Annotated in this window: 22 protein-coding genes and 1 pseudogene; 8 read left to right on the top strand and 15 right to left on the bottom strand. The window is 66.3% G+C overall.

All coding sequences use genetic code 11. The annotated features are described in order from the left end of the window. On the top strand, positions 1-206 hold a 206-nt coding region (locus BIU82_RS09525), incomplete at its 5' end, for an IS3 family transposase (RefSeq protein ID WP_139146521.1). A 76-nt stretch (positions 207-282) separates the two neighbouring features. Here BIU82_RS09525 and BIU82_RS09530 read toward each other — a convergent pair. The 3 genes from BIU82_RS09530 to BIU82_RS09540 all read right to left on the bottom strand — a co-directional run bounded on the left by BIU82_RS09530 (position 283) and on the right by BIU82_RS09540 (position 4,599). Further along, positions 283-3,183 (bottom strand): NPCBM/NEW2 domain-containing protein, encoded by a 2,901-nt coding sequence (locus BIU82_RS09530; protein WP_139146563.1) that lies wholly within the window; start codon positions 3,181-3,183, stop codon positions 283-285. Between the two features lie 84 nt (positions 3,184-3,267). Then, positions 3,268-3,966, bottom strand: coding sequence for a type 1 glutamine amidotransferase domain-containing protein (locus BIU82_RS09535; RefSeq protein WP_070349242.1), 699 nt, complete (start codon positions 3,964-3,966; stop codon positions 3,268-3,270). A gap of 30 nt (positions 3,967-3,996) precedes the next feature. Next, positions 3,997-4,599: a TetR/AcrR family transcriptional regulator gene (locus tag BIU82_RS09540; protein ID WP_070349243.1), complete on the bottom strand. Its 603-nt coding sequence runs from the start codon at positions 4,597-4,599 to the stop codon at positions 3,997-3,999. 83 nt (positions 4,600-4,682) lie between these two features. Here BIU82_RS09540 and BIU82_RS09545 point away from each other — a divergent pair, with 83 nt between their 5' ends. Beyond that, a complete protein-coding gene (locus BIU82_RS09545) occupies positions 4,683-5,627 on the top strand; it encodes an NAD-dependent epimerase/dehydratase family protein (RefSeq protein ID WP_253182735.1) in 945 nt (314 codons plus the stop codon). Between the two features lie 48 nt (positions 5,628-5,675). Here BIU82_RS09545 and BIU82_RS09550 read toward each other — a convergent pair whose 3' ends face one another. Then, the gene (locus tag BIU82_RS09550; protein WP_074466421.1) at positions 5,676-6,470 is read right to left on the bottom strand and encodes a LysR family transcriptional regulator substrate-binding protein; all 795 of its coding nucleotides are present in this window, start codon (positions 6,468-6,470) and stop codon (positions 5,676-5,678) included. Positions 6,471-6,840: 370 nt separating this feature from the next. Here BIU82_RS09550 and BIU82_RS09555 point away from each other — a divergent pair, with 370 nt between their 5' ends. Continuing rightward, a complete protein-coding gene (locus BIU82_RS09555; protein ID WP_070349244.1) occupies positions 6,841-8,334 on the top strand; it encodes an amino acid permease in 1,494 nt (497 codons plus the stop codon). 74 nt (positions 8,335-8,408) lie between these two features. Here BIU82_RS09555 and BIU82_RS09560 read toward each other — a convergent pair whose 3' ends face one another. Next, entirely contained in the window at positions 8,409-9,332 is a 924-nt protein-coding gene (locus tag BIU82_RS09560; RefSeq protein ID WP_070349245.1) for an aminoglycoside phosphotransferase family protein, read from the bottom strand. Positions 9,333-9,447: 115 nt separating this feature from the next. Further along, complete coding sequence (locus tag BIU82_RS09565) at positions 9,448-10,200, bottom strand: sigma-70 family RNA polymerase sigma factor (protein WP_070349246.1); 753 nt, start codon at positions 10,198-10,200, stop codon at positions 9,448-9,450. A 385-nt stretch (positions 10,201-10,585) separates the two neighbouring features. Here BIU82_RS09565 and BIU82_RS20040 point away from each other — a divergent pair, with 385 nt between their 5' ends. Continuing rightward, positions 10,586-11,869: an LPXTG cell wall anchor domain-containing protein gene (locus tag BIU82_RS20040; RefSeq protein WP_216099012.1), complete on the top strand. Its 1,284-nt coding sequence runs from the start codon at positions 10,586-10,588 to the stop codon at positions 11,867-11,869. Between the two features lie 164 nt (positions 11,870-12,033). On the opposite strand, the gene BIU82_RS09575 is transcribed toward BIU82_RS20040, so the two are convergent. Genes BIU82_RS09575 through BIU82_RS09590 form a run of 4 tightly spaced genes read right to left on the bottom strand, consistent with a single transcriptional unit; the run spans position 12,034 to position 15,102 of the window. Further along, positions 12,034-13,098, bottom strand: a complete 1,065-nt coding sequence (locus BIU82_RS09575; RefSeq protein ID WP_070349248.1) for an ATP-binding cassette domain-containing protein — start codon at positions 13,096-13,098, stop codon at positions 12,034-12,036. Continuing rightward, positions 13,095-13,898, bottom strand: coding sequence for an ABC transporter permease (locus tag BIU82_RS09580; RefSeq protein ID WP_070349249.1), 804 nt, complete (start codon positions 13,896-13,898; stop codon positions 13,095-13,097). Before BIU82_RS09580 ends, BIU82_RS09575 begins: the two co-directional genes overlap by 4 nt. 8 nt (positions 13,899-13,906) lie before the next feature. Continuing rightward, the gene (gene modA, locus BIU82_RS09585; RefSeq protein ID WP_070349250.1) at positions 13,907-14,695 is read right to left on the bottom strand and encodes a molybdate ABC transporter substrate-binding protein; all 789 of its coding nucleotides are present in this window, start codon (positions 14,693-14,695) and stop codon (positions 13,907-13,909) included. Further along, the gene (locus tag BIU82_RS09590; RefSeq protein WP_070349251.1) at positions 14,692-15,102 is read right to left on the bottom strand and encodes a TOBE domain-containing protein; all 411 of its coding nucleotides are present in this window, start codon (positions 15,100-15,102) and stop codon (positions 14,692-14,694) included. Before BIU82_RS09590 ends, modA begins: the two co-directional genes overlap by 4 nt. A gap of 111 nt (positions 15,103-15,213) precedes the next feature. Between BIU82_RS09590 and BIU82_RS09595 the strand changes: the two genes are divergently transcribed. Beyond that, complete coding sequence (locus BIU82_RS09595) at positions 15,214-15,606, top strand: DUF5997 family protein (protein ID WP_070349252.1); 393 nt, start codon at positions 15,214-15,216, stop codon at positions 15,604-15,606. 76 nt (positions 15,607-15,682) lie between these two features. Next, positions 15,683-16,249, top strand: a complete 567-nt coding sequence (locus tag BIU82_RS09600; protein WP_070349253.1) for a hypothetical protein — start codon at positions 15,683-15,685, stop codon at positions 16,247-16,249. A 3-nt stretch (positions 16,250-16,252) separates the two neighbouring features. Here the strand turns inward: BIU82_RS09600 and BIU82_RS09605 are convergent, their stop codons facing one another. Further along, the gene (locus BIU82_RS09605; RefSeq protein ID WP_083292273.1) at positions 16,253-17,215 is read right to left on the bottom strand and encodes a DUF2877 domain-containing protein; all 963 of its coding nucleotides are present in this window, start codon (positions 17,213-17,215) and stop codon (positions 16,253-16,255) included. Between the two features lie 113 nt (positions 17,216-17,328). Between BIU82_RS09605 and BIU82_RS09610 the strand changes: the two genes are divergently transcribed. Further along, positions 17,329-18,264, top strand: a complete 936-nt coding sequence (locus tag BIU82_RS09610) for a carbamate kinase (RefSeq protein WP_070349255.1) — start codon at positions 17,329-17,331, stop codon at positions 18,262-18,264. Between the two features lie 141 nt (positions 18,265-18,405). Here BIU82_RS09610 and BIU82_RS09615 read toward each other — a convergent pair whose 3' ends face one another. After that, on the bottom strand, positions 18,406-19,809 hold the full coding sequence (locus BIU82_RS09615; RefSeq protein WP_070349256.1) for an NAD(P)/FAD-dependent oxidoreductase: 1,404 nt from the start codon (positions 19,807-19,809) through the stop codon (positions 18,406-18,408). A gap of 163 nt (positions 19,810-19,972) precedes the next feature. On the opposite strand from BIU82_RS09615, the gene BIU82_RS09620 reads away from it, so the two are divergent. Continuing rightward, the gene (locus BIU82_RS09620) at positions 19,973-20,644 is read left to right on the top strand and encodes a TetR/AcrR family transcriptional regulator (RefSeq protein ID WP_253182736.1); all 672 of its coding nucleotides are present in this window, start codon (positions 19,973-19,975) and stop codon (positions 20,642-20,644) included. A gap of 67 nt (positions 20,645-20,711) precedes the next feature. On the opposite strand, the gene BIU82_RS09625 is transcribed toward BIU82_RS09620, so the two are convergent. The 3 genes and pseudogenes from BIU82_RS09625 to BIU82_RS19885 form a co-directional block, all read right to left on the bottom strand. Beyond that, positions 20,712-22,088, bottom strand: coding sequence for a hypothetical protein (locus BIU82_RS09625; protein WP_070349258.1), 1,377 nt, complete (start codon positions 22,086-22,088; stop codon positions 20,712-20,714). 203 nt (positions 22,089-22,291) lie between these two features. Then, entirely contained in the window at positions 22,292-23,890 is a 1,599-nt protein-coding gene (locus BIU82_RS09630; protein ID WP_139146566.1) for an SdrD B-like domain-containing protein, read from the bottom strand. Next, a pseudogene (locus BIU82_RS19885) lies at positions 23,877-24,404 on the bottom strand (hypothetical protein); the annotation flags it as partial. The pseudogene BIU82_RS19885 and the gene BIU82_RS09630, both read right to left, overlap by 14 nt.

The raw sequence follows: 24,404 nt of genomic DNA on the forward strand, positions 1-24,404 counted from the left end.
AGGGCAACTGCTACGACAACGCAGTGATGGAGAACTTCTTCGGACACCTCAAGGAAGAACTCTTCCACCACGTCCGGTTCCTCAACACCGACGCACTGGCACCGGCTCTGCACGAGTACATCCACTGGTACAACAACGACCGGATCTCCACAAAGCTCGAGGGCCTGAGCCCGGTGCAATACCGCGCCCAGGCCCTCGCGGCCTAGGATCCTACTTAGCCAGTCCAACTATCGGGGACCAGTTCAAACAAGGAGGGGGCGCCATTGCAACCGCAGCAGGGAGCTACTCGAGCCCCACCGGCAGGTTCCCGATGGCCACGTCCATGATGTTCAGGCCCTCATCCACCAGGGCGCTGCCCGCCGGGAGGGTGATGCCGGAGACCTCGAACGCGGCCGGGAGGTCGATCTTCGTGGCAAACACCGAGGCAGCTTCGTCGATCCGCTGCACGGTGGACGCCCCGCCGATATACGCCTGCGTGTGCCGCTGGTGGTACGCCGACTTCGCCAGCAGCATGCTGGTATCCGTGGGCACGCCGTCCTTCCAGTTGGGCAGGGTGATGGTGACCTTTTTGGACATGCCGTTCGTGAAATGCACCGTGGCCACGCCGGAGCACACCTTGCCCGTGGAGAAGCCGGTCACCAGGAGCGTCCGCCCCTGCCCGGAGATCGCCAGTTCCTGGCCGGCCGCCTTGAGGGTATCCGGGGTTCCGACGGCGTTCGGGTGCCACACGGACTCGACGCCGAACGCCGAGTACCGCTGGCCGCTCACCAGCCCGGCCTCAGCGAGAGCTTCTTCCGACAGCGTGCGGCGGTCCGCGGTGATGGCGCCGTTCCGCGGATTTGCGGCGTTTGCCACGGAGGTCTGGTTCAGGAGCGCGGCAAACGGCAGGGGTGAAACCTCGACGCCGGGCCCCTGGTACGCGCCGATGTTCGGCGCGCTGCCGGAACCGGAAGAAGGGGTGGGGTTCCCGAAGAAGTCCTTGCCGCCGTCGTCGGGGATGGCAACGCCGGCACCCAGCAGCGGCGAGCCGGACGCGAGCTTGTACCCCGGCACGTCCAGGGTGGTCTGGCCGCTGCCGCCGGCAATCAGCTTGGGGTCGCCCAGCACAGCGGAAGTCTCCCCCGCGGGCGGCTGGATCCCGCCGAAGTAGGCGTTGTTGGAGTACACCGCGGACGCCGGCCGCAGGGCACCGCCGGCCGCCACGAAGATGTTGTTGCGGACTTCGCGTGGCCCGGTCATGTCGTCCAGGAAGCCGCGGGACGGGCAGTAGAAGGTGTTGTTGTAGATGTAGTGCTTGCCCGGACCGGTGCTGGCGCCACCCAGCCGGCAGTCGTCCTGGGCCACGTTGTAGCGCAGCACCACATTGGCCGCAGTGGATCCGCCGCCGCAGTTGGAGACGCAGTTGAGGTAGAAGCCGCCGGCGTTCCCGTAGGAGTAGTTGTACTGGAAGAGGCAGGTGCCCACGATCTTCATGTCGCAGTCCCAGGCCGTGGAGTCGTACACGGAGGTGGTGCTGTTCCCCACCACGTTGAACTGGAACACCGGGTTCTTCGAGTTGTAGGGCCACATGCCGGCGAAGTTGCCGCCTTCGTAGGGGTGGGCGCCCTGGCCGAGGTTGAGGCCGCTGTTGTGCTCGATCAGCGGGGCGTCGGAGTTGTGGATCACGATCGCGTCCCCGCCCACGTCGTGGATGTTGTTCCGGGCTACGTACACCTTGGTGTTGTAGCGCTCGGTGGTGTCCGGCGCGGAGATCTTCACGCCGCCGCCGGCAGCATCGTTGATCTCGTTGTCCGTGATGGTGATGCCGTCCACCGAGCCCTTGCCCCAGGTGCGCACCATGATGCCCGCCGACTGCGCGAAGCCTGCGCCGTTGGTGGCCTTATTGCGCCAGCCGGCCACGTCCTCCACGTGGTTTCCGGTGACCACGATGCCGGCAGTCTGCGCCGTGCCGCTGTTTTCGACGAGGATGCCGACGCGCCGGGTAGGCGTGTCCGAAGGGTTCAGCACGTGCAGGCCACTGACGGTCCAGTGGCTGGCGTTGGTGATCTGGATGGCCGCCACCGCGCCGTTGCCGTTGATGGTCGGTTTGGCGCCCTCGCCGTAACTGGAGAGCGTGATCGGGTGGCCCGCGACGCCGGTGCCCGCCGGCTTGAGCGCGCCGGTGCAGCTGGTGCCGGCGCGGAAAAGGATGGACTCGCCCGCGTTGAAGGCGCCGTGGCCGTTGAGCTGCGCGATCGAGTTGAAGGGGCTGGACTGGCTGCCGTCGCCGGGCACAGGTGCCGAGCAGTCCACATAGAACTTCGCGTCGCTGAGCTGGACGATGAGTGTGCTGAGCGTGCCGCTGGTGGGGACGTCGAACGGTCCGGTGCCGGTGGCGAGCAGCTCCGCAACGCCGCCCGCGGCTTCGGCGGGCACCACGAAGGTGACGGTCGCCGTACCGCTGGCGTCAGCGACGGCGTCGGCCACGTTTTCGCCGCGCAAGCTCAGGCTCAGCGGGCTGAGCGGCTTGAGGTCCCGCACGACGACGGTGGCCGGTGTGCCGGGGACCAGCGCGTTGAGGTTCGTCCCGGCTGCGCCCGCGAGGCGGAGCGGCATGGCGAGGTATTCGTCGGAGCAGTTGATGCGGGCGTCCGCCCAGTCGGCATGGTCGTTGCCGTTGCCTTCGGGGCCGGCGTCGACGCGCAGTTCCAGGGTTGTGCCGCCGCTGAGGTCCACGTTCACCGGGTGCGCGCTGTCCGTGCCCTTGCGTTCCGCGGCAAAGCGCTCGGCGCCGTCCACGAACACCCGGAAGTCCACGCGTCCTCGGCCGGCCTGGGTGGCGTCGATGCCCACCTGGGACAGGAACTGCCGGCATTGACCGCCAAGGTTGTACTTGATGGACGACGCCGCGTGGGTGCCGAGGCCTTTGGCGTAGACGGTGCCGTCGATGGTGAGCGGGCGGCGGTTCGCGTCGCCCATGGCCTGCCCGCCGTTGCTCATGTCCAGCTCAGCGGGGCCCCAGCCGTTGCTCATGCTGAGCCAGGGGACGTCGCTGGCGTATGCGACGCCGGTGGGCGGCGGGGGCGTTTCTGCTGCAACGGCCGCGGGGACTGCTGCGATTCCGGCGGCGGCCATGGCGGCAGCAGCGGCGAGCGCGGCAAGGCTCCTGGCCGCGGTTCGCGGGCTTGGGGTGGTTGTGTGCACGGTTGTCTCCTCATTGAGTGCTTCCCAGCACAGTTTTGGGAAACGCACACAATCAGGCAACAAAGTGCACAAACTCGAACAGCCCTATGCCGTGGGCGCCTCCAGGAGCTCGGCAACCTTCTTGGCGGTCGCCTTGGCTGAGCCGGGGTTCTGGCCGGTGACGAGCCGCCCGTCGGCTACGGCATATGAAACGAAGGGAAGCAGGGCTTTTTCATACAAGGCGCCGCGCTGCTTTGACTCCTCTTCGGCGTTGTAAGGGACCAGCTTGTCGACGCCGGCAAGTTCCTCTTCGCGCCAGGCGAAGCCGGTCATCCTGCGCCCCGCGATCAGCAGACTGCCGTCCGAAAGGCGGGTGTTCAGCAGCCCGCAGTACCCGTGGCATACGGACGATACGACGCCGCCGCGTTCCCAGATGTCACGGGTGATCCGCTGAAGGCCCTCACTGTCCGGGAAGTCGTACATGACAGCGTGGCCGCCGGTGAAGTAGATCGCGTCGTAGTCGGCGGAGTTGATTTGCTCCGGGCTGAGCGTGTTCTCAAGGAGCGCCATCCTGGCGGGGTCCGCGCTCCACTGTTTGGCCGTCTTGTCATAGCTCGGGAACTTCAGGGAACGGGGCTCCAGGGGAGACTTCCCGCCCTTCGGGCTGACGATGGTTTGTTCGAAGCCGTGGCTTTCGAAGACGTGCCAGGCGTGAGTGAGTTCCGACAGCCATAGGCCGGTCGGATGCGACCCGTCGTCGTAGTGCCCCACATTGGTGACGACGTTGAGGATGCGTTGTGCCATGAGGACCTCCAGGGTTGGGTAACGGCTAGTTCATCGGGGGCGGTCAGCCCCGGCGGGCAAGGCGAAGAGCGCCGCCACGACGGAGCGGACCCGGTCAGCGACGTCCCCTGCGGGCTCCGGGCGGAATTTACCGTCCAGATGCAGGAAGGCCAGGCCATGGGCCACGCTCCACATGGCTTTCGAAAGGTCATCCACCGGCGCGCCGGGGACGTACTTGGCGATGATGCGGCCCAGCAGTTCGTGGAGGCCTTGCGAGGCGAGCACCCGTTCACTGTCGGCATCGTCGCACTCATTGCCGAACATCAAGCGGAACAGGGCCGGCCGCCGCAGCGCGAACATCACATACGCCACCCCCAGTCCGGCGATCACGTCGGCAGCGGGCGCATCGTCCGGCGCTTCCGCCAGGCCCGCCCCGAGATCGGCCCGGAGATCCTTGAATCCTTCGACCGCCACCGCGGATTCCAATTGTTCACGGTCCGCGAAGTGCCGGTAGGGCGCCGCCGCTGATACGCCCGCGCGGCGTGCAACAGCCCGGATGGAGAATGCTTCCCCCGCCTCAAGCATGTCGATCGCGGCGCTGAGCAGCGCGGCGCGGAGGTCACCGTGATGGTAGGCCCGCTCAGATGTTGACACTGCTAACTTCTCCCCGTACGCTCCAAAGTAATCAGTGTAAACATAGCGCATGAATGCGCGCGCGTCACCTGCGGGGAAAGGACATGGACTTGCAAACGATCCTGGGAGCAACGGGACAGATCGCCGTCGAACTCGCCAAGGAGCTCGGGCGGGCACACACCTCCGACCTCAGGCTGGTGAGCCGGAATCCACGCAAGGTCAACAGCACGGACACCTTGTTCCGGGCCGACCTGCTCGACCCGGAACAAACCACCGCCGCCGTCCAGGGCAGCGACGTCGTGTACTTCACGGCCGGACTGCCCGCTAACACGGAACTGTGGGAGAAGCAGTTCCCCACCATGCTGAAGAACGCCCTCGATGCCACGCGTGCCACAGGGGCCGGCTTCGCCTATTTCGACAACACCTACATGTACCCGCAGGACAGCCGCCTCCAGACGGAAGACACCACATTCTCCCCGCTCGGCCGCAAAGGCAGGGTCCGCGCGGCCATGGCCTCAATGGTGCTGAAGGAAATGGACCGCGGCGACATCCCGGTCCTCATCGCCCGGGCCCCGGAGTTCTACGGGCCCGGCCGCACCCAGAGCATCACCAACTCCCTCATCCTCGACAAGCTCAAGGCGGGGAAGAAGCCCCGCGTGCCGGTCCGCGACGACACGCTCCGCAGCCTCATCTGGACGCCCGACGCAAGCCGGGGGCTCGCCGTCCTGGGCAATACCCCCGACGCCTTCGGCCAGACGTGGCACCTTCCCGTGGACGGGAACCGGCTCACTTACCGCCAGTTCACCACTCTCGCCGCGGAGGTCTTCGGACAGGACGCCGGTTACGGCGTAATCCCCCGGTGGGTCCTTGAAGCCGCCGCGGTGTTCTCGCCCCAGGTGCGCGAGCTCAAGGAACTCCTCCCCCGGTACCAGCACGACAACCGCTTCGATTCGACGAAGTTCACGAACCGCTTCCCGGAGTTCAGTGTCACCAGCTACCGCGAAGGCCTCACCCTTATCCGCGAACAGGGCGAACAGGGCATCGCCTGACCGCGGCGTGAACGGCGCGGCGCGCCGGGCCCTTTCAGCGAGCCGTGGTTAGCGCTTGCCCTTCTTCCGAGATCCACGGCCGCGGCCCTTGTCCGGGTTGGGGGCGTAGCGCTGGGCCACCTTCTTGGCGCCGCCCGCACCACTTCCAGAGGCCTTGCCGCGGCGGTCCGACTTGGGCGCCCGTTTGGGTTTTTCCTGCTTGGCCGAGGGCTGGCGGGAACTGTTGGCGGTACGGCCGCGCACCACCCCGATGAATTCCTCAATCACCTCGTCCGTGGCATCCTTGGGCCAGGCGAGTGCGATCCGGGTGGGCTCAGCGCCATGGAGCCGGCGGGCCACGGTGTCCTTGACGTTGAAGTGGCGGGCCATGGGCATCGGCATGATCACCAGGCCCGCACCGGAAGCCACTACCTGCAGCGCCATCTCAGGCCCGCCCATTTCGGCGATGTCCAGGAAGTTTTCCTCGGCCAGGTCCGCCAGCTCCACGTCCTCGAAGACGGTAATTTCGTGGCCTTTCGGCGCCACCACGGCAGGCTGCTCTTCATACAGCGGAATGACGTGCAGTTCCTCCTGCTCTACCGGCAGCCGGACGAAGCTGAGGTCCGCGGAACCGTCGCGCAGCACCGAAAGCTGGGCGGCGCCGTCGGCCACGAAGGAACGCAACGGAATATCCGGCATGCGTTCTTCCCAGCGGCGGATCCACTTGCCCGGCATCACACCGGGAACGTAGGCGAAGCGGAGCTCGCGGCGGCCTTCATCCGGCGGCGCAGCGCCGGGCTCAGTTCCGGCGTCCGCGCCGGAATTGTCGACGTCGGCCGGGCGGGGTTCCTCTTCTACTGGCACCCGTTCACAGTACCGCGCCGGACGGCCGGCCCACCCGGCTGAAGGCTGGCTCGGGCGGCCCGGGCCCGGCGGGGCTCCGGCGGAAAGCGGGGCAAAGATAGCAGCAAAGCCAAGCAAAGCTATAAACAGCATCGAACCAGCATCAGTTTTACTGTTGCTCAAAGCCCCGCATCCAAGCCCGACAATGACGATCTTTTGACGATGTGCCTGAGCTCTCATGAGCGGCCCGGAGCGGTGTTAGCTTGATCACCGGAATCGTCCCGTCAGGTAGTTCCCCCCTACCCTGAAAACCAGACCCCCGCAGATTCCGGTGTCATCCGGCTCTTTCTGCGCGCCCAACTTTGCCCTGCAATAACCTCACGGAGGACCAATGAGCGCTGCTCCGCTCCACGACGCCGATACGCAGGCGCCCCCGGCAGAACCGGCCACACCAGGCCTGAGGCGGTCCATGGGGGCCCGCCACCTGGTGATGATCGGCCTCGGCGGCGTCATCGGCTCCGGGCTGTTCGTCAGCTCCGGTTACACGATCTCCCAGGCTGGACCGCTCGGTGCGGTCATCGCCTACCTGATCGGCGCCGTCGTCGTTTACCTGGTGATGGCCTGCCTCAGCGAACTCGCCATCGCCTACCCGGTCTCCGGCGCGTTCCACATCTACGCCGCCCGTTCGATCGGCCCCGCCACCGGCTTTACCACCGCCTGGCTGTACTGGCTCACCTGGGTGGTGGCCCTCGGCTCCGAATTCACCGCGGCCGGCCTGCTGATGCAGCGCTGGTTCCCGGATGTTCCGGTGTGGATCTGGTGCCTCGTCTTCGCTTCCGTGCTGTTCACCATGAACGCCATCTCGTCCCGTGTCTTCGGCGAGAGCGAGTTCTGGTTCGCCATGATCAAGGTCGCCGCCGTCGTCGGCCTGATCATCCTGGGCGGCGCCGCCATCCTGGGCTTCCACCCCATGGCCGAGGGCGAATACCCGCACCTGTTCGAGAACTTCTCGACGTCGCAGGGCCTGTTCCCGAACGGCTTCACCGGCGTGCTGGTCACGGTCCTGGTGGTTTTCTTCGCGTTCTCCGGTTCCGAACTGATCGGCGTGGCCGCCGGTGAAACCGCCGATCCCGAGAAGAACATCCCCAAGGCGATGCGCACCACCGTGCTGCGCCTGGTGATCTTCTTTATCGGCGCGATCGTCGTTATCGCCGCCACCATCCCCTACGAACAAGCCGGCCTCGACGAGAGCCCCTTCGTCACCGTCTTCTCCGCGATCGGGGTCCCGTACGCCGCGGACATCATGAACTTCGTGGTCATCACCGCACTGCTGTCCGCGGGCAACAGCGGCCTGTTCTCCTGTGCACGCATGCTGTTCTCGCTCTCCGCCGAAGGCCACGCGCCCAAGGTCCTGGGCAAGCTCACCAAGCGCGGCATCCCGATGGTCGCCCTGGTCGTCAGCATCCTCGGCGGCATGGCTTCGCTGATCAGCAGCGTGGTGGCTCCCACCACCGTGTACCTGGTGCTGACCTCGGTTGCCGGTTTTGCCACTGTGGCCGTGTGGATGTCGATCGTGGCTTCGCACTACTTCCACCGCCGTGCCTTCATCCGCAACGGCGGCGACCTTTCCACTCTGCCGTACAAGGCTCCACTCTTCCCGGTGGTCCCGATCGTGGCCTTCCTGGCCTGCCTGGGTTCGATGATCGGCATCGCGTTCGATCCCACCCAGGTGACGGCGCTGTACTTCGGCGGCGCCTTCACGGTGGCTTGCTACCTGTTCTTCCACTTCCGCTACCGCAAGCGCGGCGCAGTTGCCGCGGCCCCCGCGGCGGAAGAAGCAGCGGACGACGCCGACGCGAAGGTTCCGGCCGACGCCGCCGTCTGATCCTTCCGCAAGTCAGTAATAAACAGCCCCGGGTTCCCAAGGAACCCGGGGCTGTTTCGTTACAGGAAGCCGGCTCAGGCCCGCATGCGGTGCTCCTCAACCACGTCGTGGACGATCCGCAGGCGCTCGTCGTCCCGCACACCCGCGGGCCCACCCTTCTCCACGAGCCCCAGCAATGCCTTCCACAGCGCCCAGCCGCGGGCGCGCGCCCACATGCCGTCATCTTGGCCGACGGCGCCCTTGTTGACGGCATCCCGGAACACCGCGCGGCTCCGGCCGCTGAACATGGTCCAGGCAATCACCAGATCGCAGGCGGCATCACCCACTCCGCAGGTACCGAAGTCGATCACGGCAGACAAGGCGCCATCTGCCACAAGCAGGTTCCCCGCAGCGACATCGCCATGGAACCACGTGGCTTCGCTGCCGCATTCCGCGTCGAGGGCAGCATCCCAGACCTCCGCGGCCGCGGCAGTGTCGATCCGTCCTTCGAGGGCTTTGAGGCAAAAGCGGGTCTCGTCGTCGTAGTAGGACGGCGATGCTCCCCGGTAGAAACTGTGCGCGCCGGCCGGGGGCGCGCCCTCCGTGCTGCAGGACTGCAGCGCCAACAGGAAGTCCGCGACGGCCAGCGCAAAAGCGGAGAGGTCTTCCACCGATGCTTGGTCCGCTGCAATTCCGTCCAGCCAGCCCCGGACGGACCACGGAAACCCGTAACCCTCGCCGGGGGTTCCCATTCCAAGGATCGGTGGCACATCAACAGGCAGGAAAGGCGCCAGCCGCGGGATCCACTCGTTTTCCTTGACCACGGCAGGAACATAGGCAGCGGCGGTGGGCAACCTGACTGTCATGTCCTCACCGAGCCGGTAAGTGCGGTTGTCCCAGCCGTCGAAGGCCACGGGCTCAACGGGCAGGTCCCGCCATTCGGGGAACTGAGCGGCAATCAGCCGCCGCACCAGGGCGGCGTCGATCCCGGCACGGCCGTCCCGGCCCTTTGACACCATTTTCCAAGCGTGGCCTACGCTGGGCCACCCGGCAAGCGCATGGCGGGCATCGCTGGACGATGCCCCGTTCCCGAAGGCGATTATTCGAGAGAATTCTATTACTTGCAATTTGTTGTCAGGAAGGCGATTCTTGCAGAGTGGGAATTGCTCCGCGCTGCATTCCGGCATGAATGTCCTTGAGGTCGAAGAGCAGCGCTGCACACATTTCACAGGTGGCCAAATGGTCCTCGAGTTTCCGCCGGGCAGAGCGGCTTAGTTTGTTCCTCAGGTATTTCCCCAGCTGACCTGCGAATTCCTTGCATGGATGATCACCCTGGAGCTCAATGTGGTGCTGCAGGTAGGCCTGGCGCAGGCCCTCCCGGGCACGGATCAGCAACGACGACGCCCCGTTGGGGCTGATACCCACCAGCAGCGCGGCGGCCGCCGGCTTCATTTGCTCGATGTCCATGTACCAAATCACCGACTGCCACCGCTCGGGAAGGGACCTGAACGCGCGCACCATGACCGCGGACTCGAAGGCGCTCACGATCGGATCAAAGTCGACCACAGTATCCAGGAGCTCATCCTCTGCTGGTATGGCCCGTGCGGCCTGCAGATTGCGCCGGTGCGCCATACGGCGGACCACCGTCAACAAATACCGGCGGAAGAACTCGTCCGGGCCCTTGCCCGCAAGAAGGGCAGCGAAAACAACCGCGAAGGCCTCGGACACCACGTCCTCGGCATCACTTGCGTTGTCTGTCTGTGCCTCGGCAAGGAAACGCGCGGCATCACGGTGGCGGCTGTACAAGACGTCAAACGCCACGGTCTTGCCGGCCCGTATTTCGGCAATGAGTTGCGGGTCGCCTAGATGTTCATGAGCCGCGACCATCCCCACGCCATCCCCCGAACGATGCGAACGTTCTCATATCTGTTAAGTGGGGCGATGGCTCGGATCGTGTTGCGAAAAGAAGCAAATATCTTTTAATTCGCCGCGGCCGGCGAAATAGAGCGGCCGTCAAAAGTTTTTTCCGGAATTCGCAACACGAACCCGCGCTCCTACGCACTTTAAGTGCGAAGGCTCCGAATGCGGCGTCTCACGAGTCTGGACAATTCGCTGCATTCAAACTTCCGGGCACCTTATTGCCTGGAAGCTCTGGAGGATTTCGACGTGCTCCCGATGGCCCCTCCGTTGGCCTTCTGGAGACCAGGTTTCATCATCAACTCGATGTTCAAAACGGGCCGCCCACTGGGGGGCATGCAAGGAGGCATCCATAATGAACAAACACTTCCGGCCAGGAGCGAGGACTGCCGCGCTCACCGTCGTTCCCATGCTGCTGCTGGGCGCCGCGGGCGTGGCATTCGCTGCTCCGGCTGCACCGCCCGAGACTGTCGCAAGCACAACCATCCCGGAAGCTCAGCCCGCCGCCGTCGCACCCGCGGCACCGGTTGAGCCTGCCGCTGCACCGGCGGCACCGGCAGAGGTCCCCGCTGCTCCCGCAGCACCGGCAGAGCCTGCTGAACCAGCTGAACCGGCCGCACCCGCCGAACCTGCCGCTCCTGAAGTTCCCGCAGTTCCTGCCGAGCCGGCCGCGCCCGCCGTTCCGGCAATTCCTGCTGAGCCGGCCGTTCCGGAAGCCCCTGCCGCGCCCGTGGCTCCCGCTGTTCCGGCGGCCCCGGAAGCCCCTGCCGCGCCGGAGGTCCCGGCCGCCCAGGAGGCTCCTGCCGCCCAGGCCGAGGACGTCGAGGAAGAGGAAGATCCCACTACGCCCGGCTTCTCCACCTGTGATCCCGCCCAGCCGAACACCATGCCCAACTGCGCGCTCCTGACCGTCAACAAGATCTGGACGGTCAACGGGGAAACCATCAATAACGGCGATGAAGTCAATGGCGTCACGTTCGATGCCGCACTGAAGCTGACCTTCCACCACGACAACGGCCCGAACTCGGTACCGCAGACCGTCGATCCCGCAGCCTGGGGCACCGGTTACTATGTCCACCACGGCAAGCCCGTAACCATCGCAGAGCAGATCAACCTGCCCAACTGCGTCGTGGACAGCACCTTCACTGAAGGCGGCCGGGAACTCCACAACGGACGCATGCATGACCTTCAGTGGTTCGGCCCCGGCGAACTCCACATCCAGGGCCCCACGGAATACACGGTCACGGTAACCAACACCGCCACCTGCACCTTCCCGACGCCCACGCCGACACCGACCCCGACGCCGACGGAAACCGTCACCCCCACGCCGACCCCCACGCCCACCGAGACCGTAACGCCAACTCCGACCCCGACGCCGACGCCGACGGAAACCACCACTCCCACGGAGACTCCGACGCCCACCGAAACGGCGACACCGACGGAAACCGCAACGCCCACAGGCAGCCCGAGCGGTTCGGCCACTCCCGCGCCGGCAACATCTGCCCCGACCGCCAAGGCTGCGGAACTGGCCAGCACCGGCGCTGAGGGTGTTTCCCTCGTCTTCGTTGCCGCAGGCCTTGGCCTTGCCGGGCTCGTCCTGCTCCTGGCAACCCGCCGTCGCGGAGCACACCAGAAGTAGGCCCTAGGCGCTCTTCCTGAGCGGTTGCTTTGCCGGGCGGCGCCCTGTCCGCCCGGCAAAGCGCCGTTAAGGGCAAAGCTCTGCCCGACGCGGGGTCACTTGCGGCCCATGTTGCCGCCAAACATGGGCCGTAACTGACCCCGCGTTGGGTGGTCCCCGTACACCTACGCCCCGTACACCTGCACCTCGGCCGACTTCACCACGAAGAACACCCGCATACCGGGTTCCAAGCCGAGTTCGGCCGAGGCCGCCGGGGTGATGTCCGCACTCAGCTCCCCTGCCCGGACGCGGATCCGTCCGGCATGGGGCTCCAGTTCCGTGACCGTCACTGGGAAGCAGTTGCGCGGGCTGCCGTGCGGCAGTTCCAGGAAGACGGACACGGCCGACGGCGGGAACGCGGCGACGCCGGGCTCCCCCGCCGCCGCTTCGCCGTCGGGAGTCCCGGTGACCAGCTGCCCGCCCGCGGCGAGAAGCCCGGCCGCGGTGACCGTCCCGGTCATCAGGTTCAGCCCGGCGAGCCCCGCGGCGAAGGCGCTCCGCGGGCGTCCCAGCACTTCACGGACGGGCCCCTCTTCCGAGACCCTGCCGCGCTCCAGCACCACCACGCGGTCCGCGAGCATCAGGGCGTCGAGCACATCGTGGGTAACGATCACCGCACTCCGCCCGGCCAACACCCGCTTGAGCACCCTGCGCAGCTGCGGTGCGGCATGGATGTCGAGTGCGGCCATGGGTTCGTCGAGCAGGAGGAGCTCGGGTTCGGCGGCGAGCGCGCGGGCCACGGCGACGCGCTGCGCCTGCCCGCCGGACAACTGCGCCGGCCGGCGCTCCGCCAATTCCAGGGCGTCCACTTCGCCCAGCCAGTGCCGCGCGGCCTTCCTGGACTCCGCGCGCGACTTCCCACCGCTGCGCGGGGCGAACGCCACGTTGTCCAGCACGCTGAGATGCGGGAAGAGCAAAGCTTCCTGCGCCAGCAGGGCCACCCCGCGCCTGTGCGGCGGGAACCAGTGCGGGGGCACCCGGTGCTGCCGGCCGCCGTCGCCCGTTGCGAACAGTTGCCTGTCCCCCAAACGGGCGGATCCGGCGTCGGGCCTCAAGAGCCCGGCAGCCACGGCGAGCAGCGTGGACTTCCCCGCGCCGTTCGGCCCGAACACCGCAACGGTTTCGCCCGGCGCCACGGTGAGAGCAGCGTCCAGGCGCCCGTCGACGCGGGCGGACATGGTGAAGCTCATGCGGACACCTGCTGTTTCCGGTAGGAGAGCCCGACGACGGCCACCGCCACGGCGACGAGCAGCAGGGACAGCGCGACGGCGGCATCGGCGTCGGACTCGCGCTGCAGGTAGATTTCCAGCGGCAGGGTCCGGGTGACGCCCTGCAGGCTCCCCGCGAAGGTGAGCGTGGCGCCGAATTCGCCGAGGCTGCGGGCAAAGGACAGCACGGCGCCGGATGCCAGCCCGGGCAGCACGAGCGGCAGGGTGACGCGGCGGAGGACGGTGGCGGGCGAAGCGCCGAGGGTGGCCGCCACGGCTTCGTAGCGCTTGCCGGCGGTCCGCAGCGCCCCTTCAAGGCTGACCACCAGGAACGGCAGCGCCACGAAGGTCTGGGCCAGGACCACCGCCGTGGTGGAGAACGCGATCTGGAGTCCGGCCACTTCCAGGCCTTTCCCCAGGAGGCCTTGGCGCCCGAAGGTGTAGAGCAAGGCAATGCCGCCCACCACCGGCGGAAGGACGAGCGGCAGCAACACGAAGGCACGGAAAAGGCGCTGCCCACGGAAGGGCCGGCGCGCCAGGACCATGGCCAGCGGCACGCCGAAGACCAGGCACAGTGCGGTGCTGGCGGCCGAGGTCCGAAGGCTCAATCCCAGCGCATCCAGCGAGGCCGCGGAGGTCACCAGCGGAATGAACTGGGCCCAGTTCACCTTTGCCAGCATCGCCGCCAGCGGAAGCAGGACAAACAAGGCCCCGACGGCGGCCGGCACGTACAGCCAACGCGGGATTCCGCTGTAGGCATGACCGTTCCTCGCGGACCCCATCGGAGAGCTCACGGCGCCCCGAAACCGGAGTCGGCCAGGGCCTCCCGGCCCTCGGCGCCGGTGACCAGTTCGACGAATGCCTTCGCCAGTTCCTTGTTCTTGGCGACCCCTACGGTGGCGATCGGGTACGTGTTCACGGCCTGCGCCGCCTCGGGGAAGGGGATGCCCTTGGCCTTGTTCCCTGCGGACAGGACATCCGTGGCGTAGACCAGCCCGGCGTCGGCCTCGCCGGAGATGACCTTGCCCAGGACGTCCGTCACGGACGATTCTTCGCTCACCGGCTTGAGTCCCACGCCGGTGCCCTTTTCCACTTTTTCCGTGGCAGCGCCGCAGGGCACCTGGGGAGCGCAGACCACTACCTTCACTCCTGGTTTGGCGAGGTCCGCAAAAGCGGAGATCGACGCCGGATTGCCCGGCGGGACGGCGATCTCCAGGACGTTCGTGGCAAAGTCCGCCGGCTCGCCGTCCAGCAGCCCGGCGTCGGCGAGCTTGTCCATGTTCTTCGTGTCCGCCGAGGCAAACACATCGGCCGGCGCACCTTGGCTGATCTGCGTGGCCAAGTCCGAAGATCCCGCGAAGTTGAGCACCACCTTTGTACCGGGGTGCGAGCGTTCGAAAGCCTTGGCGAGCCCGGTGAACGTCTTCTTGAGCGAGGCCGCGGCGTAGACGGTCAGCGTTTCCTCCGTAGCGCCGCTCCCGGAGGTAGCGCCACCCCCGGACGATCCGCACGCGGCCAATGAACAAGCCAGGCCAAACGCGGCAAGCAGCGCCGCGGCCTTCCCGAATGCCTGCCTCATCCGATGCCCTTTCCCTGCGGCGTTTCGATGATCACCGTGGTGGCCTTGACGACCGCTGTGGCCACCGAGCCCAGTTCCAGGCCGAGGTCCCGCACGGCCTCGCTGCTCATGAGAGACACCACACGGAAGGGCCCGCACTGCAGCTCCACCTGGGCCATGACCTTGTCCGCCGTGATTCCGGTGACCAAACCCACGAAGCGGTTCCGTGCCGAGCTGCCCACGCGCGTGGGATCGTCCGGCAGGGCGGCCTGTTCCCGGGCCAGGTGCGCCAACTCCAGGCCGTCCACCACCACGCGGCCGGCGTCGTCCTTGGTCCCGGTAAGCGCACCGTTGTCGATCCAACGTCGCACGGTGTCATCGCTGACGCCGAGGAAGCGGGCTGCTTCGGAAACACGTATCTGCGGCATGGATTCATCATAGATACGCATATGCGGCAGGAACCAGCAGTTGGTAACGCAAACGCGAGCCAGACTTGGCACGCGCAGGCCTCCGCTTGCATCCGGGGATACCCTTGAACCATGAAGTCCCCCAGCTCCCAGGCCATGAAACCGGCAACTGCTGCCAAGAAACTCGGCATCTACTTGCCCGCTGCTCCCCAGGAGTTCCAGGATTCAGCCATCACGCGCGCCGAGTTCGCCGAACTGCAGTCCAATCCGCCCGAGTGGCTGGCCGAACTGCGCCGCAACGGCCCGCACCCGCGCCCGGTGGTCGCGCAGAAGCTCAACATTTCCATCAGCGGACTGACGCGCGGCGGCATCACCGAGCCGCTGACGACGGCGGAAATCACCGCCCTGCTGACTGCACCGCCGCAGTGGCTCGTCGTCGAGCGCGCCACCCACGCCGCCGTGCGTTCCGAAGCCAAGCGTGTCAAGGACGCGAAGAAGGCCGCCGAGAAGGCCAAGAAAGCCTAGCTTCCGGCGCCCTCGCCACACTTCCCGCACCGGCGCATACTGGATAAAAGGCGGCCGCGCAGCGTGGAGGTGTCCAATGTCCGCCATATCCGGAATCCACTTGGGACCGTGGCAGACGCTCTTCTGGTCCGTCCTGCTCATCACGGCCGTCGCCGCAACTGTCCTGGCGCTGCGCAGGAGCTCCGCCCGCGAACCGGACGCCGTTTTCTGGAACGCCTTCGCCGGGCTCGTGGTGATTGTTCCGGCGCTGCTGGTTCCCGCTTTGCTGTCCCCCGCCGTCGGGCTGGCGCTGCTCTGCCTGGCGGCGGTCACCGCGGCGGCCACCACGATCGGCGAGCGGAAAATCGCCATGCAGCGGCAGCGGCAGGTCCTCTTCAACGCTGCGGCGGCCCGGCACCGGGACATCCTGCAGCGCTGGCAACCCTACGAACTGGATCCCGGCCGGCAGATCGACTATCCGGCGATGGGTGATCCGCGGCTTCCGGCGATTGCCGCACTGTTCCGCGCCATGCGCCGGGCCGAATCCGCCCGGATAGCGGCCGACGGCGGGTACCCGGCCGCCGTCGAGCAGCTCGCCCAAGCGCTGGACGACGCCGAGAACGCGGCCGGCGCGAAAAGCGCACCCCTGAGGGACTTCCGTTAGCCCCTACCGCAGCGCAGCCTCCAGGCGGAGCCCGGCCAGCAGGCCGCACAGGATGTCAGTGCCGGAGCTGTGGCCGATGGCGAGGACGCGGTCGAAGGGCACACGGAGTGCCTGGGCGAGGTCCGCGGCGTCCTCCGGCTTGCGGCGGACGAGCTGGCTGAGCAGCTCCAGCAGGGCCTCGCGGGCTCGGCCGTCAAGCGCTTCGCGGAGGGTGGTCCAGCTGAGTTCGGTGGTGCGTTCGGGGTTCTGCGCGACGACGTCGGACAGTTCTGCACGCAGTCCGGCCAGGCGGCTGCCGGGCTGGGAGGCGATCAGGGCAAGACCGCACAGGTAGTCGTCGCCGGCCGGGGTGAGTCCGGAGCCGAGGCCGAGCAGCGCCAAGGCCGCGTCGCGGATCCGGGTGGCGTCGCCTGCGCTGACAGCGCTGCGGAGGGCTTCGCGGCCGGAGCGCAGGCCCTCGGCGATGCCCTTCTCGAAGTCGTTAAGTGCCCCTGCGCCTTCAGAGCCGCCTTCAGCGGCTTCGAGGATTCCGCCCCGTACGCCGCGGTCCTCAAGCACGGACTCAATGGCGTCTGCCCGCAGCGTGAAGTCGGCGGCAGCGAAGGCGGACATGTCCACTTTCTTGGCGAACCATTCGCGGGCGCCACCCAACTGGACGGTCGCCTCCGGAGCTCCCGCGCCGCCGTCGGGCCCGAACGCGAACCTGCGGGAGTCCATCAATACCGGGTCGCCGGGCTGGACTATCAGCCCGCTCCAGTCGCCCGCCTCGGCGCGGACGGTCCATGGCGCGTCGTCGAGCTGCTTGACGGCCACGGAAACGAGCCCGCCCCAGGGCGCCGTGATGTTGATGACCCGGTCGAAGACTGAATGGACGTGGCCGCGGCCCGGCTGCTCGCGGAGAGCGCCAAGAAGCCTGGAGTCCACGGAAACGCTCGGTATACAGAGTGTGCGGGTTGCAGTTTCCATTCGGAGCCCTTCAGCCAGTCTTACCGCGAGATTTCAGAAAAACCCCGTCCATTACCACACAAGATGGTATACCATGTGGCACAAGCTGGTTGTTTCCATCAAGGAGGATTTAGATGCGAGTTGTAGTCGCCCTGGGCGGAAACGCCCTCGCGAAGCGCGGCGAGCCGATGACGGCCGACCGCCTGCGGGCAAACGTCAAGGAAAGCTGCCAGGCACTTGCCAAGCTGGCACGCGAACACGAAATGGTCATCACGCACGGCAACGGACCCCAGGTGGGCCTCCTCGCCCTGCAGAACCTGGCCTACCAGGACGTCGCGGCCTACCCGTTGGACATCCTTGGCGCCGAAACCCAGGGCATGATTGGCTACGTCATCCAGCAGGAACTCTCCAACGCCCTCGCCGGAGAGCGTGAAGTGGCCGCCATCGTCACCACCACGGTGGTGGATGAGAACGATCCCGCCTTCCATCGCCCCACCAAGCTCATCGGCCCCACCTACTCCGCGCAGGATGCCGCAGAGGCCGCGGCCGAGTACCGCTGGACGATTGCCAAGGACGGCAAGGCCTTCCGCCGCGTCGTTCCGTCCCCGGAACCGATCAGCATCGTCCAGTCCCCGCTGGTCCGCACCCTCCTCGACAACGGCACCCTGGTGGTCTGCGTCGGCGGCGGCGGCGTTCCCGTGAAGCTCGACGGCCGCGGCCACCAGATCGGCATGCAGGCCGTCGTCGACAAGGACGCCGCCAGCGCAGCCCTTGCAGCCGAGCTCGAGGCGGACACCCTGATCATGCTCACCGACGGCGACTTCGTCAGCGAAAACTGGGGCACCCCGGAGCAGCGTGACATCCTCACCGCCTCCCCGGAGGCCATCAGCGAGCTCAAGTTCGCCGAAGGTTCCATGCAGCCCAAGGTCAATGCGGCCATCCGCGTGGCCAAGGCCGGCGGCCGCGTCCTCATCGGCCCGCTGGACCGCCTGGACGACCTTCTGGCACGCAAGGTGGGCACTGAAATCCGTCCGGACGTTCCGGAAGGCATCGTCTTCGTCACGAAGTAGTTCAAACAAAAAAGCATCCCGGCCCTTGGAAATCCAAGGGCCGGGATGCTCTTTTTATGCGCTGTGTCCGCCAGCCGTTTGGCACATCACGGCAGTGAATCTCCCAAACACTGCCGCGACATGCCAAACCGGTCAGCGGATTCAGCCAACCGGCTCCGCCACGCGGTCGTTGGCCGCGATGATGCGGGCGGCGGTCTTCTTGCCCATGCGCACCGCGCCGTCCACATGCTGGTAGCCCTCGGCTGCCAGGTCGGAGGAGGACCAGTAGATGGGGCCGACGGCGTCGTGCTGGGACTTGCCGTAGCGGGACAGGCCGCCCAGGTCGTAGCTGGCCGCGTAGGCGCCGCGGGTCCACTCCTCGGAGCCCCAGTCGGACAGATAGAACACGGAGGGGTTCTTGGCTTCCTCGCCCAGGTATTCGGCGATCGAGCCCAGGATGGCTTCCTTGCGTTCCTCTTCGCTCAGCTCGAACATGGCATCGGCCTTTTCGTCGGAGACGAAGCCCACCAGGGTGCCACGGGTGTCGCCGTGGTTGGTGTTGTCGTATACTTCCTGGACCAGCGAGCCGGCGCCGAAGCAGGTGCCGGAGAGGCCCTTCTCACGCCAGAACGGGGTTTCGTAGACGGCGTGGACCTTGATGACCAGGCCCAGGGACTGGTGCTGGTGCATCTGGTGCTGGCGGCGCGGCAGCGGCGGGTGGTAGGACACGCGGCTGTAGAGGTTCGGCGGCACGGCCATGATCACGAAGCGGGCGTTCACGGTGGCGCGGTCCGATTCGACCGAAACGCGGTAGCCGGCGGATTCGTCGCCGGGCACGGCGGCTTCCCAGTTGATGGTGCGCACCGGGGAGTTAAGGACGACGTCGTCACCCAGTTCCGCGGCGATGCGCAGCGAGACCTGCTGCATGCCGCCGATCACGCGCTTGTCGAGGATGAAGTCTTCGTCTGTGAGGTTCGTGAAGGAACCGGCCGAAGCGGCCATGAGCACGGCCTGCAGGGCGGAGAACGCGTGTGCCGGCTTGGTCAGCATGCCGCCGGCGATGAACAGGCCGATATTGTTGCAGGCTTCTTCATCCGGGGAGTTCTGGCGCAGCCAGTGGTGGAAGGAGATGGTGTCCAGCTCACGGGCCTTGGGGTGTGCCCACGGTTCCTCGGCGCCGATTTCAGCGGCGAGGCCGTCCAGAATGGCGGTGAGCTTGTCCATTTCCGCGGCGGTTCTTTCGCTGACGGGGAAGGAAGCGCCGGTGTAGCGGGTGTGCTTGCCGTCCGCACCGATGTAGACGGACTCGCCCTCGCGGTAACGGGAGTACATTTCCAGGCCAAGTTCCTCAAGGGTTTCCATGAGGACGGTCTGGTCCGGGGAGACCCACTGGCCGCCGATTTCGAGCATGGCACCGTCAATGGTGTCCGTCCAGGTGCGGCCGCCCACGCGGTCCCGGGCCTCAAGCACAGCGACACTCAGGCCGGCCTTCTTCAATTCGCGCGCAGCAGTCAGGCCGGACGGACCAGCGCCAACGATCACGACGTCGCGGTCAAGATTCAACATGATGTCCTTTCCGTGGCCGTGCTCCGTTGGCCGGCCGTAATGAATGACCCTCGATCTTCATAAATGAATGGCATTCATTTTTATCTACTGTACCCGTGACTTACGTAACTGTGAAGTCCCCGATGGGATAATGCTTGAAACGCTGTTTCCAGAAAGGTCACCGATGCCCGAGCCCTCCCCGTCACCGGCCGAAACCAAGCCGCGCCGGAGGGCAGGCCGCCCCGTGGGCTCCATCCTGGACCAGGCCGGCATCACCACGGCCGCCCTGTCTCTGGTCAGCAAGAAGGGCTACGACGGCCTCACCATGGTGGCCCTCGCGAAGTCCCTGGGCGTGGCACCTTCCGCGCTCTACAACCACGTGGGATCCAAGGACGATGTCCTGAAGCTCGTGGAAGAAGACCTCATGTCCAAGGTGGACTCCAGCGTCTTCCAGACCCTGCCCTGGGAAGAAGCGGTCCGGGCCTGGGCCTACTCCTACCGCGATATCTTCTCGGCCCACACGCCCCTGATTTCGGTGATCGCGGTTCTTCCCGTCACCGACGCCCCGCAGACGCTCGCCATGTACGAGGCCGTCACGGAAGGATTCCTGCGCGCCGGCTTCCCCGAGGACCGGATCATCCCCTGCATCGTGGCCCTCGAGGCCTACATCTTCGGCGCCGCCTTCGACGCCACCGCGCCCGCGGACATCTTCGACTCCGGCAAACTGGCCGAATCCACCCCGCACTTCACCGCCGCCGTGCAGAGCCTGGGCCCCGTGAACTACCCCTCGGACCTCGCCTTCCGCATGGGCCTGGATGCGCTGATCGCCGGATTCGGCGCCCTGCGGACTGCCTGAGCCCCAGCGTTAACGTGCCCGACGGCGGCAGTTGCCTGCCGCCGTCGGGCACTATTGCTGCCGCACGTCATTCCTTCGGCGGCATCTGCCCGTCCCAGTCCTCGGGCTTGCCGTTGAGGGATTCGCGTTCCTGCGGAACGTCGACGCGGCGCGAAGTGAGGTCTCGCGGGAGCAGGTTGAAGCCCTGCCAGTGCATTTCCATGGGCGACTGGTCCTCGTCGCGCGGAACGTGGTGATAGCCCACGGCAACCCAGGTGACCACGTTATCCAGCGGCTGGTCCTTGCCAAGCTCAACGTATTCGGGCACGCCGCGCCCGCAACGGCCGCGGTTCATGGTGGCGAACACCTGGCACTCATCGGCGTTGGTGAATGCGACGTCGTAGCCGGCGTCGCTCCCATGGTGCTCGGCGTCGTCCACGAAGGTGAAGCGGTCCGTTTTGGCCATATCGATCTGGTAGGAAATGGGGTGTTTGTCAGCGTTGACCTTGCCCGGCGCCAGGACGCGCCACCAGCGGCGGTCCGTCCAGCGGGCGGAGGCCGGCTTCGGAATGGGGGTCAACGTGCCGTTGACGATCGGGGACGCCTTGCCGAGTTCGTCGGTGCCGAGCTTCCCGGTGTCCTTGGCGTCGAACTGTTCCACCTTCTGGCCGGATTCCCCGCCCAGGGCCCAGTCGATTTTCCATACCGCATTGTGGGAATGGCTGGCGGCGTGGTCATGGTCCCCTGGGCCTACCGGCCAGCCGTGCTTCGCGTCGCTGTAGTCCACAGGCGAGAGGTCTCCCGTGGCGCCGAGGCTGGGCCTGATGGAGCCGTCGGCCCCGAAGGTCACCTGGTTGACGTATTCGTACCAGCCAACCTTGGAGATGGTGGACAGCTGCCAATCCTGCTTGCGCTTGGCTACCACCTGGCCCAGGTCACCCGAACGGTAAGACAGCGCCGAGTCCGTTTCCTGGGAGCACAGCACTTCACGGACCGGGGATGAACCGAATTTGCTGCCGTCGCCGACATTCGGGATGGCGATGGAAAGGCGTTCCGCCGGGCATTCAGCGTCGGTAATGGTGTGCATATTCGGCCCGCCGAATCCCGCGCTGGTGATATCGGAGGTCAGCCTTTTTCCGCTGTCGTACGGGACTTCCAATTGCGCCAGGGACATCCGGGAAATCACGGGAATTGCGTCAGCGCCGGGCGGGACGAAAGTGATGTCGGAAAGCACCATGCCCAGTTTCGGATCCACGGACCAGCACATGGCCCACGCAGCGCCGCTGCTCAGCGTCCGGGAAATGGCTTGCTGCCGCTCCCCGCAGGACTGCTCGACGGCGGCCGCGCTGGGTTTGGGGTCCGGCTCGCCGCCGTTTGCGGTGCCGGTGCACCCGGCCAGCATCAGGGCCAGGAGGCCGGCTCCAGCAACAGAAGTCTTCGGGAAGCGGCGCATGGTTCCGAGCATACGAGAAATCCTGTGGTGAATCGCAATTGCGTTTGATCTGTGTTTAAACGCCGGATCGGAGGTAACTCCCCCCAAGGAAAATTACCTCCGACCCGGATTGCCGCAAGGGCGGTGTCCGGGCCTTCCGGAATGGCAGAACCACCCCGGAAGGCCCGGACTTTCAGGAATTCACTCCCGGAATATCCGGGGGCGAAATCCCTTTGCTAGCTCCGACGGGAGCGCATGCGGACCGCAACCATGGTCAGCGCGCCTCCGGCCAGCAGGAGCAGGGCCAGGACCGAGACACCCAGTACCTGAGCACCAGTGTTCGGGAGGCTGCCGTTGCCACCGTTGTTGCCGGACGAACCGGGATCAACACTGATGGTGACTTCGAGCGGGGCCTTGCCCTTTTCCTTGCCGTCCTTGTCGGTAGCAACCACTTCGTAATCGCCGGCCGCCGTACCCTTCGGAACGGTGATCTTGGCGATGAAGGAGCAGTTGTCGCCCACGACCACGGTGAATCCGTTGCCGGCTGCCGCGGTTGCGCCCGAAAGGTCAACCTCGATCGCCGTACCAGCGGAGTTCACCATCTTGATGGTGAGGGTTTCACCCTTGGTGTAGCCCTTGCCCATCAGCGTGGCCGAGCCGCCGGCTTCCACCTTGCTCGGAACCACCGTCAGGGACGGGTTGCCTTCGCAGCTGCTGATCGATGCCGCCGTGACCTGCAGGCCGGTTTCGGCCGTGAGCTGGGTCGGAGCGTCGGTACCGCGCACCTTGTAGGTGCTGGCAACCGCTGCATCTGCCGGAACCACCAGGGTCTCGGAGATGGCACCGTCTGCATTCGAGGTGGTGTCGAGCGACACGATAGCCGCGCCTGCCGCGTTCAGGAGTTCGACCTTGACGTCGGCGTTCGGGCTGTAGCCATCACCAGTCACCTGGGTGGTTCCGCCCTGCTGCACGACGGCGGGGTCAGCGGCAATGCTCGGATCAACCGAACCTGCCTCGATCACCGTCAGCGGAGACTCTGCTTCGTTGCCTTCATCGTCGGTTGCGACAACTGCGTAGTCGCCCGGGGTGGTTCCTTCCGGAACCGTCAGCGGAGTGGTGAAGTTGCCGTTCTCATCGGTGGTGACCTCAACCGGTTCGCCCACGGGGTTGCCCTCGGAGTCGACCAGCTGGACCGTCACCGGCGAGTTCGGCGCGAAGCCTTCACCGGTCACCGTGGTGGCGTTGCCCGGTGCGACTGCGGACGGATCCACGGTCACGGTCGGGTCTTCGCCATCTTCAGGGGTGACTGCCAGCGTGGTGCTGTCTTCGCCGCCTTCTCCATCGACAGCCTCCACGGAGTACTCACCGGGAGCACTGCCTTCGGGGACCGTCAGCGGAGTGGTGAAGTTGCCTTCGCCGTCAGTGGTCACCGCTACCGGATCGCCCACGGGGTTGCCAGCCGGATCAACCAGCTGAACCTCGACGGGAGAGTTCGGAGCGAAGCCCTGGCCCGTGACCTGGGTGTCATCACCGGCGTGGACGGTGGACGGATCCACCGTGACCGTCGGTTCGGTCGGGGCCGGAGCACCAACCACACCAGCGTCGACAACAGCGGCCGGAGCGTCCGCCGTCAGCGTGACAACCGCGGAGCGGCCGTTCTCGCCGGCGTCGGAGTCAACCGTGGTGTCATCACCGGCACCGGCCGGCGAGAACGAAGCACCCTGCGGAAGACCAGCAAACTCAACGACATAACCGCCAAGCTGCAGACCCTCAAACAGGTACGCACCATTCTCATCCGTAGTCGCCGTCACCGGCTGACCATCAGCACCATTCACCGGAGCACCCTGGCCATCCAACAGATTCACAGTCACACCAGCAAGACCAGGTGGTTCCTTCCGGAACCGTCAGCGGAGTGGTGAAGTTGCCGTTCTCATCGGTGGTCACCTCAACCGGTTCGCCCACGGGGTTGCCCTCGGAGTCGACCAGCTGGACCGTCACCGGCGAGTTCGGCGCGAAGCCTTCACCGGTCACCGTGGTGTCATCGCCCGGAGCAACTGACGTCGGATCAACTGTCACCGACGGAGCCGCAGCTTCGGTCACCGTCAGTGGAGCGGTATCGGTGCCCCCCTCTGCGTCGGTGCCCTTGACGGAGTACTCACCCGGAGCGCTTCCTTCCGGAACGGTCAGCGGAGTAGTGAAACCACCCTCACCGTTGGTCGGAACGTTCTCCACCGGAGCACCCACCGGGTTACCGGCCGGGTCAAGGAGCTGAACAGTCACCGTCGAGTTCGGAGCGAACCCGACACCGGTCACCGTGGTGTCATCACCGGCAGGAACAGTGGACGGATC

This window comes from Arthrobacter sp. SW1 (assembly GCF_001766675.1).
GTDB lineage: Bacteria > Actinomycetota > Actinomycetes > Actinomycetales > Micrococcaceae > Arthrobacter.

What these genes read in the sequence shown, in the direction of transcription:
- BIU82_RS09575 (WP_070349248.1), bottom strand. Translation starts at nt 13,098, where the DNA reads ATGAGCTTCACCATGTCCGCCCGCGTCGACGGGCGCCTGGACGCTGCT.
- modA (WP_070349250.1), bottom strand. Translation starts at nt 14,695, where the DNA reads ATGAGGCAGGCATTCGGGAAGGCCGCGGCGCTGCTTGCCGCGTTTGGC.
- BIU82_RS09580 (WP_070349249.1), bottom strand. Translation starts at nt 13,898, where the DNA reads ATGGGGTCCGCGAGGAACGGTCATGCCTACAGCGGAATCCCGCGTTGG.
- BIU82_RS09535 (WP_070349242.1), bottom strand. Translation starts at nt 3,966, where the DNA reads ATGGCACAACGCATCCTCAACGTCGTCACCAATGTGGGGCACTACGAC.
- BIU82_RS09605 (WP_083292273.1), bottom strand. Translation starts at nt 17,215, where the DNA reads ATGGAAACTGCAACCCGCACACTCTGTATACCGAGCGTTTCCGTGGAC.
- BIU82_RS09565 (WP_070349246.1), bottom strand. Translation starts at nt 10,200, where the DNA reads ATGGTCGCGGCTCATGAACATCTAGGCGACCCGCAACTCATTGCCGAA.
- BIU82_RS09625 (WP_070349258.1), bottom strand. Translation starts at nt 22,088, where the DNA reads ATGCTCGGAACCATGCGCCGCTTCCCGAAGACTTCTGTTGCTGGAGCC.
- BIU82_RS09610 (WP_070349255.1), top strand. Translation starts at nt 17,329, where the DNA reads ATGCGAGTTGTAGTCGCCCTGGGCGGAAACGCCCTCGCGAAGCGCGGC.
- BIU82_RS09590 (WP_070349251.1), bottom strand. Translation starts at nt 15,102, where the DNA reads ATGCCGCAGATACGTGTTTCCGAAGCAGCCCGCTTCCTCGGCGTCAGC.
- BIU82_RS09560 (WP_070349245.1), bottom strand. Translation starts at nt 9,332, where the DNA reads ATGGTGTCAAAGGGCCGGGACGGCCGTGCCGGGATCGACGCCGCCCTG.
- BIU82_RS09595 (WP_070349252.1), top strand. Translation starts at nt 15,214, where the DNA reads ATGAAGTCCCCCAGCTCCCAGGCCATGAAACCGGCAACTGCTGCCAAG.
- BIU82_RS09620 (WP_253182736.1), top strand. Translation starts at nt 19,973, where the DNA reads ATGCCCGAGCCCTCCCCGTCACCGGCCGAAACCAAGCCGCGCCGGAGG.
- BIU82_RS09600 (WP_070349253.1), top strand. Translation starts at nt 15,683, where the DNA reads ATGTCCGCCATATCCGGAATCCACTTGGGACCGTGGCAGACGCTCTTC.
- BIU82_RS09615 (WP_070349256.1), bottom strand. Translation starts at nt 19,809, where the DNA reads ATGTTGAATCTTGACCGCGACGTCGTGATCGTTGGCGCTGGTCCGTCC.
- BIU82_RS09545 (WP_253182735.1), top strand. Translation starts at nt 4,683, where the DNA reads ATGGACTTGCAAACGATCCTGGGAGCAACGGGACAGATCGCCGTCGAA.
- BIU82_RS20040 (WP_216099012.1), top strand. Translation starts at nt 10,586, where the DNA reads ATGAACAAACACTTCCGGCCAGGAGCGAGGACTGCCGCGCTCACCGTC.
- BIU82_RS09555 (WP_070349244.1), top strand. Translation starts at nt 6,841, where the DNA reads ATGAGCGCTGCTCCGCTCCACGACGCCGATACGCAGGCGCCCCCGGCA.